14 protein-coding genes, 1 tRNA gene and 1 pseudogene are annotated in these 12,209 nt (G+C 64.6%); 5 read left to right on the top strand and 11 right to left on the bottom strand.

Translation table 11 applies throughout. The features are described from left to right. Both P8Y64_11385 and P8Y64_11380 read left to right on the top strand, forming a co-directional pair. Positions 1–510, top strand: a 510-nt coding sequence (locus P8Y64_11385; GenBank protein ID MEJ2061066.1) for a gamma-glutamyltransferase, incomplete at its 5' end; no start/stop codon positions are given. A gap of 24 nt (positions 511–534) precedes the next feature. Further along, positions 535–1,258 (top strand): annotated as a pseudogene (locus tag P8Y64_11380) (sulfite exporter TauE/SafE family protein). A 5-nt stretch (positions 1,259–1,263) separates the two neighbouring features. Here P8Y64_11380 and P8Y64_11375 read toward each other — a convergent pair. The 6 genes from P8Y64_11375 to P8Y64_11350 all read right to left on the bottom strand — a co-directional run bounded on the left by P8Y64_11375 (position 1,264) and on the right by P8Y64_11350 (position 5,189). Continuing rightward, the gene (locus P8Y64_11375; GenBank protein ID MEJ2061065.1) at positions 1,264–2,073 is read right to left on the bottom strand and encodes a sulfite exporter TauE/SafE family protein; all 810 of its coding nucleotides are present in this window, start codon (positions 2,071–2,073) and stop codon (positions 1,264–1,266) included. A gap of 233 nt (positions 2,074–2,306) precedes the next feature. Beyond that, entirely contained in the window at positions 2,307–2,873 is a 567-nt protein-coding gene (locus P8Y64_11370; protein ID MEJ2061064.1) for an HPF/RaiA family ribosome-associated protein, read from the bottom strand. Between the two features lie 159 nt (positions 2,874–3,032). Then, positions 3,033–3,431: a TraR/DksA C4-type zinc finger protein gene (locus P8Y64_11365; GenBank protein MEJ2061063.1), complete on the bottom strand. Its 399-nt coding sequence runs from the start codon at positions 3,429–3,431 to the stop codon at positions 3,033–3,035. A 126-nt stretch (positions 3,432–3,557) separates the two neighbouring features. Then, on the bottom strand, positions 3,558–4,322 hold the full coding sequence (locus P8Y64_11360; protein MEJ2061062.1) for a hypothetical protein: 765 nt from the start codon (positions 4,320–4,322) through the stop codon (positions 3,558–3,560). A 33-nt stretch (positions 4,323–4,355) separates the two neighbouring features. Further along, complete coding sequence (locus P8Y64_11355; GenBank protein MEJ2061061.1) at positions 4,356–4,625, bottom strand: hypothetical protein; 270 nt, start codon at positions 4,623–4,625, stop codon at positions 4,356–4,358. Positions 4,626–4,781: 156 nt separating this feature from the next. Beyond that, a complete protein-coding gene (locus tag P8Y64_11350) occupies positions 4,782–5,189 on the bottom strand; it encodes a hypothetical protein (protein ID MEJ2061060.1) in 408 nt (135 codons plus the stop codon). A 345-nt stretch (positions 5,190–5,534) separates the two neighbouring features. Between P8Y64_11350 and P8Y64_11345 the strand changes: the two genes are divergently transcribed. After that, on the top strand, positions 5,535–6,596 hold the full coding sequence (locus P8Y64_11345; protein ID MEJ2061059.1) for an NAD(P)-dependent alcohol dehydrogenase: 1,062 nt from the start codon (positions 5,535–5,537) through the stop codon (positions 6,594–6,596). Positions 6,597–6,677: 81 nt separating this feature from the next. Here P8Y64_11345 and P8Y64_11340 read toward each other — a convergent pair. From P8Y64_11340 to P8Y64_11330, 3 genes are all read right to left on the bottom strand, one after another. Next, positions 6,678–6,752: transfer RNA gene (locus P8Y64_11340), tRNA-Val, on the bottom strand. A gap of 65 nt (positions 6,753–6,817) precedes the next feature. Further along, complete coding sequence (locus tag P8Y64_11335; protein ID MEJ2061058.1) at positions 6,818–7,336, bottom strand: DsrE family protein; 519 nt, start codon at positions 7,334–7,336, stop codon at positions 6,818–6,820. Positions 7,337–7,435: 99 nt separating this feature from the next. Next, positions 7,436–8,956, bottom strand: a complete 1,521-nt coding sequence (locus P8Y64_11330) for a hypothetical protein (protein ID MEJ2061057.1) — start codon at positions 8,954–8,956, stop codon at positions 7,436–7,438. 153 nt (positions 8,957–9,109) lie between these two features. On the opposite strand from P8Y64_11330, the gene P8Y64_11325 reads away from it, so the two are divergent. Continuing rightward, complete coding sequence (locus P8Y64_11325) at positions 9,110–9,634, top strand: DUF523 domain-containing protein (protein MEJ2061056.1); 525 nt, start codon at positions 9,110–9,112, stop codon at positions 9,632–9,634. Here P8Y64_11325 and P8Y64_11320 read toward each other — a convergent pair. Both P8Y64_11320 and ispG read right to left on the bottom strand, forming a co-directional pair. Further along, positions 9,624–9,908: a DUF427 domain-containing protein gene (locus tag P8Y64_11320; protein ID MEJ2061055.1), complete on the bottom strand. Its 285-nt coding sequence runs from the start codon at positions 9,906–9,908 to the stop codon at positions 9,624–9,626. The genes P8Y64_11325 and P8Y64_11320 overlap by 11 nt on opposite strands. Next, positions 9,908–11,149, bottom strand: coding sequence for a flavodoxin-dependent (E)-4-hydroxy-3-methylbut-2-enyl-diphosphate synthase (ispG, locus tag P8Y64_11315; GenBank protein MEJ2061054.1), 1,242 nt, complete (start codon positions 11,147–11,149; stop codon positions 9,908–9,910). Before ispG ends, P8Y64_11320 begins: the two co-directional genes overlap by 1 nt. Before the next feature lie 131 nt (positions 11,150–11,280). Here ispG and P8Y64_11310 point away from each other — a divergent pair. Then, a partial coding sequence (locus P8Y64_11310; GenBank protein ID MEJ2061053.1) for an ABC transporter transmembrane domain-containing protein occupies positions 11,281–12,209 on the top strand: 929 nt, incomplete at its 3' end.

Here is a 12,209-nt window from a genome sequence, read left to right as displayed (position 1 = left end):
AGCCTGTATCACGAATACGGCAGCGGTGTGGTGCTCGAGGACACGGGCGTGGTATGGCAGAACCGCGGCATCAGTTTCACGCTCGAACCGGGCAGCCCGCGCGAGCTGAAGCCCGGGCGTAAACCGTTCCATACCCTGAATCCGGCCATGGCGGAACTCGACGACGGCCGGTTGCTCGTTTACGGCAGCATGGGCGGGGACGGTCAGCCGCAGACCCAGGCCGCGGTGTTCACGCGCTGTGCCTGCTTCGGCGTCGGCCCCCAGGAGGCGATCACCCGGCCGCGCTGGTTGCTGGGGCGGACCTGGGGCGAGAACTCCAACACCCTCAAGCTGGAAAGCCGTTTCGATCCTGCCGTGGTCCAGGGATTGCGCCACCTCGGGCACGAGGTCGAGGTCGTCGGCGACTACGACGAAATGATGGGGCATGCCGGTGCCATCGTGCGGAATACGGCCGGCGTCCTCGAAGGTGGCGCCGATCCGCGCAGCGACGGCGTGGTGGCTGCGTTTTAATCGACAACTTATTAGGAGTATTGAGTGAACGGAGAGTGGGTCATCCTGTTGCCGCTCCTGCTGGCCTGTGGCTCGGTGGCGGGGATTCTGGCGGGACTGTTGGGCGTGGGCGGCGGCATCGTGATCGTGCCCATGCTGTATCACGTGTACACCGGTCTGGGCATCGACGTCGCCACGGCCATGCCGCTCTCGGTGGGCACCTCGCTGTCCACCATCATGTTCACTTCGCTGGTTTCCGCCCGCAGCCACAATCGCCGCGGCACGGTCGACTGGACCCTGGTGCGTCGCTGGATTCCGTGGATTCTCGTCGGCGTGGTGTTCGGCACCATCCTGGGCAGCTGGGTGCCGGGCGCGATCCTGAAATCGATGTTCGGCATCCTGCTCAGCGTGGACAGGGGTCGGCGGCCTGGCCGCGATGCTGGGCATCGGCGGCGGCACGCTGGTCGTGCCGATCCTGAACCTGTTTTCCTATCCGATTCACCGCGCCGTCGGCACGGCCGCGGTGTTCGGATTCGTCATCAGCGTGCCGGCGACGGTCGGTTACGTGCTCTCGGGCTGGGGTCATGCGGGGCTGCCGGTGGTTTCCACCGGCTATGTGAACTGGCTGGGCTTTGCCGCGCTGGTGCCGGCCACCATGCTGTTCGCACCGGTCGGTGTGCGGCTGTGCCATCGCCTCAATGTCGCCCGTCTCAAGCAGGTCTTTGCCGTCTTCCTGTTGCTGGTCGGCCTCAAGATGACCTTTTTCTAGGCCGATTACGGGTAGGGGTCATGATGGTGGTGTCTTGCGGGATGGCCCGGACGCCCGAGGATTTCGTAAACCCCGAGCAGGATCAGCAGAACGCCGAACACCGAGCGCAAAACGGGTTCCGGCAGCAGCAGGGCGATGCGGGCACCCGCGAGTGCGCCGAAAAACGCGCCGATCACCAGCGTCGGCAGCAGGCCCCAGCAGACGTTGCCCTCACGCGCGTTCTCCCCCAGCCCGGTCAGTGTGGCCGGCAGCCGCGTGACCAGCGAGGTGCCCTGCGCCAGAGCCTGCGGCATGCCCAGCCCAAGCACGAACAGCGGGGCGAGCACCGGTCCGCCGCTGACGCCGACCACACCGGCCACGGTGCCCGCGAGCAGTCCCACGCCGAGCAGATACGGGTCGCGCCAGCCGTGTGCGAACCCCGCCAGTTGCGCCTCGCCAAGCATCAGCAGCACGATGCCGCCGATCAGCACGATCACCCCGAATGCGCGCCGCAGCGTGACCGCCGGCAGTTGTTTGCTCCAGCGCGCGGTTAACGGTGCGACGATCAGTGCCGGGATGCCGGTCCACAGCAGCGGCAGCCAGTCGACCCGTCCGCCGTGGGCATACACGGCCGTGCCGGTGACGGCCGATACCGTGGCCACGGCCAGCGCGGTGCCGCGTGCCTCCAGTGAGGACAAGCCGGCCGGCCCGGTAAGCAGGGGGATGAGCAGGGTGCCGCCGCCCAGGCTGGCGAGCCCGCCGCCGAAGCCGGCGATCAGGCCGATAAGCAGGGTGTGCAGACGGGACGGCGCTGGGCATGAGGCGGTGACGGTCATGCCGCCGACTTCCGGGCAGGGTTGGAATGGACACGTTTTGTTGCGCTGCGATAACGCTTCCCGTTCGCCACAAGGGTCTCCCGTACCGGAAGTAAATGGGCACGCGCTGAAATAGACCGCGGACGCTGGGCAAGATTCAGCAGCAGTGCCGAAACGTTGATGCGCAACAGCCCCCCGGGAGGGTCAGGTATTTGCCCTGACGATCCCGGTGATCTCAATGACTGTTGGTCAGGTCAGCCGACGATGTGGTGTTTGCCCACCAGCGTGACCGTGCTGGCCTGCGGTCCCTCGTCACCCTCTACCTCGACGAAACGGACCTGGCAGCCCACCTCCAGATCCTCGAAGCGTCCGCTGACGACGCTGTTGCGATGGAAGTAGATGCTGCGACCATCGGATGCGAGGATGCGCCCGGATTCGCCTTCCGGGGCGAGTTCCGCAACCTGGCCGTGCGGCGGCAATTCGTGCGTCTTGACGTCGCCGCGCTGGCGACGGCCAAAGTCCTCCAGCTGACGGTCCATGGCGTTGAAGGCGTCACGAATGGCCACGTACACATCCTCGTGGGATTGGCGCTCAGGCGGCTCGCGGCTGGAAATGAGCTGGTGACCGGGGACGGTGACGTCGACCCGGACGTGGTAGAGCTTGCCTTTGTGCTGGTGCCGGTGTCGGGCCTCGATCATCACGCGGCACCCCATGATCTTGGAATAATAGCGGTCCAGGCGTTCGATGCGTTCCAGGACCTTGGCCTCGATGGCAGGGCTGCGCTCGAGGTCGCGGAAGGTGATCTCAGGTTCGAGATTCATGCTTGTTCCTCCCTCTCTGTTTATGCCTCCCCTACCTGAAGTTTAGCTCGTCCGGCCACCGCCGGAGGCCTGCCGGGGCGGCGTCTTGCGGGGCTCAAAAGGCGCAGGATGCGAGTCGGTGAAGGCTGATCGCCACCTGCAGGTGATCAGAAAAAGCGGTCACAGGCGCGGCTGCCCTTTTTGGACATGTGTCCGCTCATAGACCTGTTGGCACTGATGGCAGCGGCGCGCGGTGGGGTAGGCCTTGAGGCGTTCGACCGAGATCGGCGTGCTGCAGTCCTCGCAGATTCCATAGGACAGGCTGGCGATGCGCAGCAGTGCCGCCTCGATGTCGCGGATCTCCTCGATATGCTGATCGATCGAAGCAAGACTCAGGTCGGCCAGCAGATCGGCGCTGCCTTCGTCCGCCACGTCGTGAACCCGGCCGGCCAGTTCCAGATACTGCTCGTTGTCGGACTGCAGCAACTCGTTGCGAATCGCTTCCAGCAGGTCTTCCCGGCGCTTTTCGAGCAGTTGCTTGAATTCCTTGATCCGGGCCGTCGTCAAACCATCAACCATGGTGCTTCTCCTTGGAATGGGGTGTTGCCTTCAGGCACACAGTAACAAGGATAGCCATACCCCATCCAACCCGCGCGAGGGGGGAAGTCCTCAGCCAGGGCGTCGGGTGCGACCGTGCAGGCGAAATCAGGACTCCGCCAGTTGCGCCAGCCAGGCATCGACCGAGATCGGGATATAGCCGGTTATTTCGAGTCGCCGGTCTTCGAACACATCCTGCCCCGGCGCGGCCGCCTGCCAGGCGGCGACGGTTTCGTCACGGTGGCGCAGCAGGGCCTGGATGTGGGGACGGAACAGGCGCAGCATGGCGGTGATCCAGCGATTGACCGGCCAGGAAGGGTAGGCGTGATCGATGGCGAAGCAGGGCAGCAGGTCGATGACGGACTCGGCCGGATACCAGGTTTCCCCGGTCACCCAGCGGTTGGTGGCGAACAGGCCTGTGGGATACCCCCAGTCGTCCATGGCGATCCCGACGAGGTGGGCGACGGCATCGCCTTCATGCGGCCAGGACTCACTCGCCTGGGGATAATCGAACGGCGGAATGCGTTCGGGCAGTTCGCCGGTGCGTATGAAGGTGTGAAAATGCCCGTGTTCGTCCCGGGCACCGCGATGGGCGTGGTAGTAATACTGGCTGTGGGTGTCGCGGTCCAGCACGTCGTCGGTCGGGTAGTGCTCCATCTCGATGAATTCGCCCTGACCGCGCAGGACTTCGCCCACCACGTTCAGCCCCGCCTTTTCCAGCACCCGGTAGCATTCACGAATCTCATACCCCGCATCGAGCATGTCAGCGCGCACTCTGCCGTCGACCGCGCGCGGGTCCGGCGGCAGCAGGGGCGGTGAAGGGGGCAGGCCGTGCCGGGATTCCGATCCGCCGGTTGATGATGATTCCTGCATCGTATGTACGGCCTCCCTTTGAAGTGAATGCCCTTACATGCCGGGTGAGCAGGGATTCTTGCTTGCGCACGGGTTTTTCGATGCGCAAGGATTTTTGCCGGCGCAGGGGTTTTTGCTTTTCTTCATGCCTTTCGAGGCGCAGGGGTTTTTCATTGCGCAGGGATTGGTCTGCGAGGACTTGCCGGGCGAGCAGGGACTGCAGGGGTTGGCGGCATAGACCGGCGTGGCGCCGACCGCGAGGCCGAGCAGACCGCCGGTCGCAAGTGCCATGGCGGCTTTTTTCGCTTTGGGGTTCTTCTTCATCGGGTGTCTCCTTTCTCTGGTGATTGATCCGTCGTTACGGGATGCACCGGATCCTCCGTCGGAACCGGGAGGCGGTATGTGATACCGCCTCCCGGTTGTCTTGTCGTCAGCTTCGTGCCGGCGTATTCACCGTACGGCTGTCCGAACGAACGCCGGTTATTTGTAGTCGTTTTTCGCGGCCTTGAGTGTTTTCTCGACCTTCATTGCGGTCATGTGAGCGGCGCTGAAGCTGTTTTCGTTCAGTCCCGTTTTGGCCTCGTGCAGGGCGGATTCCAGTTCGTTCCTGACCATGGACTGTCCCATCAGGTCGTTCAACGCGCCGTTGCCCATGCCCTTGCACGGGTCGCCAGCTTTTGCATAAAAGCCCGAACCCTGCGGTCCGACCAGGCAGTTGACCACGTGGTGCAGGTGCAGATGGACCTTGTCGGTCGATTTGACCTGCGAGGCGAATCCGGCGTGTTCGATGGCGGTGGAAATCTCCTGTTGTGCGCTTCCCGCCGCAAAGGCGGGCGTGGCCAGCAACGCACCGACCGACATGACTGTCAGGATGGATTGTTTCTTCATGACACCTATCCTCCGTTTTGCGAAGCGCCGTGGCGGCGTTTCGTGAATAGGTATGACAAACCATTCGGTCAATGAGTTCGATGGTGCCGGAAGGGGCGTTGTCTACTGTTGGGGGCAATATCCGCTGCACGGCAGGTATCGCGTCTGAGCGACGAATCCGGCTGAGCAACCGGATGAAGATGGCGCCATAAGTCCTTGTATAAAGGCATGATGCGTTGATCGAATTCAAAAACGTTCATCGAGCGTGTTGTTCGCTTTCCTTACCGGCAGTGCGTGAGAGAAACTTTTTGCCGTCATGAACGGTCATTCCGCTTAATAACCCATCGATATGAGGAATGTTCCGTCATGCACAAAACACAGGGTTACGCAGCCGAATCCACAACTTCCGGGTTGGCGCCGTTCGATTTCGAACGCCGCGAACCACGTCCGGACGATGTCTCCATCGAGATCGATTATTGCGGGGTCTGCCACACCGATATCCACTTCGTGAACAATGACTGGGGACGTACCATTTATCCCGTCGTACCCGGCCATGAAATCATCGGGCACGTCGTGGCGGTGGGCGATCAGGTGAAGCAGTTCCGGGTCGGGGACACGGTCGGCGTGGGCTGCATGGTCGATTCCTGCCGCGAATGCGAAGCCTGCCAGCAGGGCCTGGAACAATACTGTCTGAGCGGCATGGTCCCCACCTACAACGGCGAGGATATGCACGACCACGGCAGGACCTACGGCGGCTATTCCGACTCCATCGTGGTCAGCGAGCGCTTCGTCGTGCACGTGCCCGATAAGCTCGATCCCGCCGCCGCGGCGCCGCTGCTTTGCGCCGGCATTACGACCTATTCCCCGCTGCGGCACTTCGGCGTCAAGCCGGGCGACAAACTCGGCGTGGTCGGCATGGGCGGTCTGGGTCACATGGGCATCAAGTTCGCCAAGGCGATGGGCGCCGAGGTGACGCTCTTTACCCGTTCCCCCGGCAAGATCGCCGAGGCGAAAAAGCAGGGCGCCGATCATGTCGTTATCTCGACCGATGCGGGGCAGATGGAGGCGGTGGCGGGCTCGCTGGATTTCATGCTGGACACGGTGCCGGTGCAGCACGATCTCAACCCCTACCTGAACACGCTCAAGTACGACGGCACTTACATCCTGGTGGGGCTGGTCCAGCCCATCGAGCCGGCGGTGCATGCGGGTAATCTGCTGGGCAAACGCCGGGTGCTGGCCGGTTCGATGATCGGTGGCATGCCGGAGACCCAGGAGGTGCTCGATTTCTGTGCGGAACACGGCATCGCCTGCGACGTCGAGATGCTGGATATCCGCAATATCAACGAAGCCTACGAGCGCGTGAAAAAAGGCGACGTGAAATATCGCTTCGTGATCGACATGGCCACGCTCAAGCAGGCGGCGGCCTGAGCCGGCTGACGGCCGGGCTCCCCGGTCAAAACAAAAAATGCCCGGTCGATACGACCGGGCATTTCATGTGCGACAAGCAAGTGGTGGGCGGTACTAGGATCGAACTAGTGACCCCTGCCGTGTGAAGGCAGTGCTCTACCGCTGAGCTAACCGCCCGAATAGAGAGGCGGAATTCTAGTGGCCCGGGCCCTCGGGGTCAACGGGGGCGGGCAGGGCAGGAGTCAGCGGATTTCCTCTACGCTGAAGTGCTTGTCCAGGATGCGGGGCGTGATCAGGGCATAACCTTGTTGCTGCCAGTAGACCAGTTCGGCGAATGCGGAAGGGGCGATTTCGACGAAATCCTGGAAATCCTCCGGACGATAGCCGTAATCGGCTGCGGCCAGCGCACAGACGCGGAATCTCACCCCCAGTTGATGGTAGTAGCGCATGCGCTCCACGGCGTCGTGGTATTTGGGGTAGTTCTTGCGCGCCAGGGTGACGATCTCCGTGCCGTGGATGACCACGACGATGTCCATCATCTCCGGGGCCATGCCGTATGGCGCGGCCGTCAGCGGGTTCATGAGCGAGCGGATCCAGTACAGGGCGGCGTCGATCTTGCGCGGATCGTCGAAGTAGAAGTCGTAGACGACCTTGGGCGCGGCGTAGTCGGGTTCGACGATGCGGGCCGTGGCGGGCGGCTGTCCCATGGCCGCCAGTGGCATCAGCCACAGCACGGACAACAACAGTGCGGGCCGTATCATGAGTCCCCCTCCCAGATCGACGGGGCGGGCGGGCCGGTTGACCGGGCCGCCGGTCGATATATCAGGAGTATAGGCTGCCCGCTCCGGGCGCCGGTACGCTCAGTTGGTGCTCCCTGTGGCCTGGGTGGCGGGGCTGCCCCAGGGGATCACCTGACCGGTGGCGGTATCCAGGCGCACGATGCGGTCGGCATTGGTGTCGGCGACCAGCAGGCTGTGCGGGCCCAGCACCGCCAGCCCGCCCGGTTGGGCCAGGCCGTCGACGACGGTGCTGACCTGATCGGTTTTCAGGTTCAGGCGGCGGATGGCGTTGTTGAAGGTGTCGGCGATGTACAGGCTGCCGTCCAGGTAGGCGACGCCCTGGCTGTGCTGCAGCAGGGCGGTATCGGCCGCTCCGTTGCGCAGACCGAAGGCGAACAGGCCCTGGCCGATCAGGGTGTGCACCGAGCCCTTTTTGAGGTCGATGGCGCGCAGCGCCGACGCCTCGGGATCGGCCACATAGAGCGTGCCGCCGTGATAGGCCAGTCCGCTGGATTGCGCGAACGTGGCTCGTTGCAGCGGACCGTCGCTGAGCCCTTCGCGGCCGCTGCCGGCGTAGGGACCAATGCGCCGGGTCTTCAGGTTCATGCGCCAGACCTGGTGGTCGCCGGCCATGGCGATGTACAGGGTGCCGCCCACCCGGCGCAGCCCCCAGGGCGAGTTCAGGCCGACGTCGCGGGCGCTGTGTTCGCTTTCCACGCCGTAGACGCGCTCCCCGTTACCGGCCAGGGTTTGCACCGCGTAAGTCTTCAGGTCGATGCTGCGTATCAGTTGGTTGTCCGTGTCGGCGACGTAAAGCCTGTGCGGGCCGAAGGCCAGCCCCTGCGGGCTGCGAAAGCGGGCCGTGGCGGCCGGGCCGTTTTTATCGCCGGGTTTGCCGTCGCCGACGATCTTGAGCAGCTTCCCTTGCAGGCTGTAGATGAGCACCCGGTTGTGTCCGGTGTCGCTCACCGCCACCCGGTTATCGCCCACGGCCACCTTGCCGGGCTGCAGCAGTTGTCCCGGCAGCGGGGGCAGGGGCTTCAGCGGCAGGGGCGGACGGGTCAGCTCGCCGCTTTGCTTCGCCTTGTCGATCAGCTCGGCGATGGGCTGCGCCAGATCCTGATAGCTTTTTTCGCCGATAAAGGTGCCGGCGACGCGGCCCTTGGGATTCAGCATCACCAGGGTCGGCCAGGCAAAGACGTTGTAGTCCCGCCACAGGGTCATCCTGGCGTCGGTCAGCACCGGGTCGCGGATGTCGTAGCGACGCAGAAAACCTTCGATGTTGGCGCTCTGGCGCGAGGCAGCGAACTTGGGCGAGTTCACGCCGATGATCAGCAGGTCGTCGCCGAAGCGGTGCTTGAGCTGGTGCTCCACCGGAATCATGTGAATGCAGTTGATGCAGCCGGGCGTGAAGAAGTCGAGCAGTACCACGCGTCCCTTGAGGTCGGCGGCGGTGAGCGGACGGCTTACGTTGAACCACGGTGCGTCGTACGGAAACTGCGGCGTCGGGCCGGCCGCGGCGATGTGCGTGGTGCCGAGGACCAGCGCCAGGACCATGAGCGAAAACGGAATAATGTTGCGTATAAAGGGCCAACGTGTCATGAGCGGTCTCATCCGTGCTGAATGTCGGGTGTGCAGGGTCTATCTTCACATTACGCAGGGAGCGGAAGACCGGATGCAGGCCCTTTGCATGAGACAACGGCCGGCGGCCGGATATCCCTCCCGGGCGAAGCAGGACAATGAGGTGAATGCGTCATGAATGATTCCGAACGGCCCCGTATCGCGGTCAGCGCCTGCCTGTTGGGCGAGGCGGTGCGATACGACGGGACGGACAAGCGCAGTGCCGCGGTTTGCGAGAACCTGGGGGACGATTTCGACCTGGTCGGCATCTGTCCCGAGGTGGGGATCGGCCTGGGCGTGCCCCGGCCGCCCATCGAACTGGTCCTGGAACCCAACGGCGTGCGGGTGCTGGGCGTGGAGGATCGCAGCCTGGACGTGACCGAGTCGCTGCGGCGCTATGCGCGCCAGGTGCCGGGGCTGCCCGGCGAGATCGCCGGCTACGTCTTCAAGGCCCGCTCGCCGAGCTGCGCGCTGTGCGACGCGTCCCTGCACGACCACGCAGGGCAGGTACGGGGCTATCGCGCGGGGATGTATGCGGATGAGGTCGTCCGGCTGCACCCCGAACTGCCGGTGGCCGACGAGAAGGAGCTTGAAGACGACGAAGCCCGGGCGGCCTTCGAGACCCGGGTGCGCGACTACCACCAGCGCCTCAGTCGCTGAATTCGACGCCCCGCCAGAACGCGATGTGATCGCGGATATTCTCGGCCGTCGGTTGCGGGTCGGGATAAAACCACGCGGCGTCGTGATTCAGTTCGCCGTCGATCACGAGGTGGAAATAATGAGCCAACCCTTTCCAGGGGCAGAAGCTGGTGGTCTCGCTGGAGAGCAGGAACTCGGCCTTCACCGCATCCGGCGGGAAATAGAGGTTCCCCTCCACGATCTGGCAGGCATCGCTTTCCGCGATCACAACGCCTTTCCAGAGCGCCCTGGCCATTAACCGTCCGCCGCCTTGCGGGATTCCGCATAGTGGGATTCCACGTAGCGCTGCACCAGGGTCTGGAACTCCTCGGCGATGTGGTCGCCCTTGAGGGTCACGGTCTTCTCGCCGTCCTCGTACACGGGCGCGACCGGGCGTTCGCCCGTGCCCGGCAGGCTGATGCCGATGTTGGCGTGCTTGCTCTCACCCGGACCGTTGACCACGCAGCCCATCACCGCCACCGACATGTCCTCCACGCCGGGATAGCGGTTGCGCCACACCGGCATCTGGTCGCGCAGATAGGTCTGGATCTTGTCGGCCAGGTGCTGGAAGTAGTCGCTCGAGGTGCGCCCGCAGCCGGGGCAGGAGACGACCTGCGGGGTGAACGAGCGCAGTCCCATGGACTGCAGGATCTCCTGCGCCACCACGACCTCCTGGGTGCGCGCGCCGCCAGGTTCCGGCGTCAGGGAGATGCGGATGGTCTCCCCGATGCCGTCCTGCAGCAGTACGGCCAGGGCGGCGGTCGAGGCCACGATGCCCTTCACGCCCATGCCGGCCTCGGTCAGGCCCAGGTGCAGGGGATAGTCGCAGGCGCCCGCCAGGTCGCGGTATACGTGGATCAGGTCCTGCACGCCGGACAGCTTGCAGGACAGGATGATGCGGTCGTGGCCCAGGCCGAGCTCCTCGGCGCGCGCGGCGCTGGAGAGCGCCGATTCGATCAGAGCGTCGTGGGTGACCTGTTCCAGCTCCTTGGGTTCGGCCAGCTGCGCGTTCTCGTCCAGCCGGCGCGCCAGCAGGTCCTGGTCCAGCGAGCCCCAGTTGACGCCGATCCGTACCGGTTTGTCGTAGCGGCAGGCGAACTCGATCATCTGCGCGAACTGCTCGTCGCGCTTTTTGCCGCGCCCGACGTTGCCGGGGTTGATGCGGTACTTGGCCAGCGCCTCGGCGCAGGCGGGGTATTTGGCGAGCAGCTTGTGGCCGTTGAAGTGGAAGTCGCCGACCAGCGGCACGCTCACGCCCATCGCATCCAGCCGCTCGCGGATCTCGGGCACCGCGGCGGCGGCCTCTTCGGTGTTCACCGTGATGCGCACCAGCTCCGACCCGGCGCGCGCCAGTTCCGCCACCTGGATGGCCGTGCGCACGGCGTCGGCCGTATCGGTGTTGGTCATGGACTGCACCACCACGGGCGCGCCGCCGCCGACCTGGACGGGGCCGACGTGAACGGGGACGGTGTGGCGGGGGTGTGGAGCGTGCGACATGGCCGGGCTTGCGAGTCGGGTGATTGAATCCAATATTTTAACGCAACCCGGCGATTTGCGGATTGTCAAAATTCGCGCCCCGCAGCGCTGGTATAGTCAGCCCCTTTGCCGCCCAGGTCCCGTAACCGCCCATGTCCGACCCGATGACCCCCAAGCAGTGGCTCAAGACCCGCCAGGCCAGCGTCCGTCGGGAGCTGATGCTGGCGGTGGGGGTCGGGCTGTTCGGCGGCCTGCTGCTGATCGTCCAGGCCCATTACCTGGGGCGCATCGTCAACGCCGTGGTCATCGAGCGCCATGCCCTGCACAGCGTGCTGCCCTGGCTGGGCATGCTGCTGGTCGTGTTCGCGGCCCGGTTCGTGGTCGCCTGGGCGGTCGAGGAGATTGCGGCGCGCGCCGCCGTCAAGATCAAGGTCGGCCTGCGCGACGAACTCTACGGGCGCGTCACCGCGCTGGGGCCGACCCGTCTGGCCGCCGAGCGCAGCGGCGAGCTGGCCAACACCCTGGTGGACGGGGTGGAGGCCATGGATGCCTATTTCGCGCGCTACCTGCCGCAGATGTCGCTGGCGGCGCTCATCCCCCTCGCCATCCTGGCCTTCGTATTCCCCGAGGACTGGGTCTCGGGGTTGATCCTGATCATCACCGCGCCGCTGATCCCGTTCGCCATGTTCCTGATCGGCAAGGGCACCGAGGCACTGAACCAGAAACAGTGGCGCAAGCTGGCGCGCATGAGCGCCCACTTCCTGGACATGCTGCAAGGCATCACCACCCTGAAGCTGTTCAACGCCAGCCGCCACGAGGCCGAAGTGATCGCCCGCATCTCGGACGACTACCGCAAGGCCACCATGTCGGTGCTGCGTGTGGCGTTTCTTTCCTCGCTGGCGCTGGAGTTCTTCGCCACGGTCAGCATCGCCCTGGTCGCGGTGCTGATCGGTTTTCGCCTGATGTGGGGCGATATGGATTTCCAGAACGGCTTCTTCGTGCTGCTGCTGGCGCCGGAGTTCTATTTGCCGTTGCGCAACATGGGCACCTATTACCACTCGCGCATGGAGGCGATCGGCGC

Source organism: Gammaproteobacteria bacterium (assembly GCA_037388465.1).
Lineage (GTDB): Bacteria > Pseudomonadota > Gammaproteobacteria > SpSt-1174 > SpSt-1174 > JARRKE01.
Note: the sequence above shows the minus strand (reverse complement) of the source record. Positions and strands in the feature narration are given on the sequence as shown.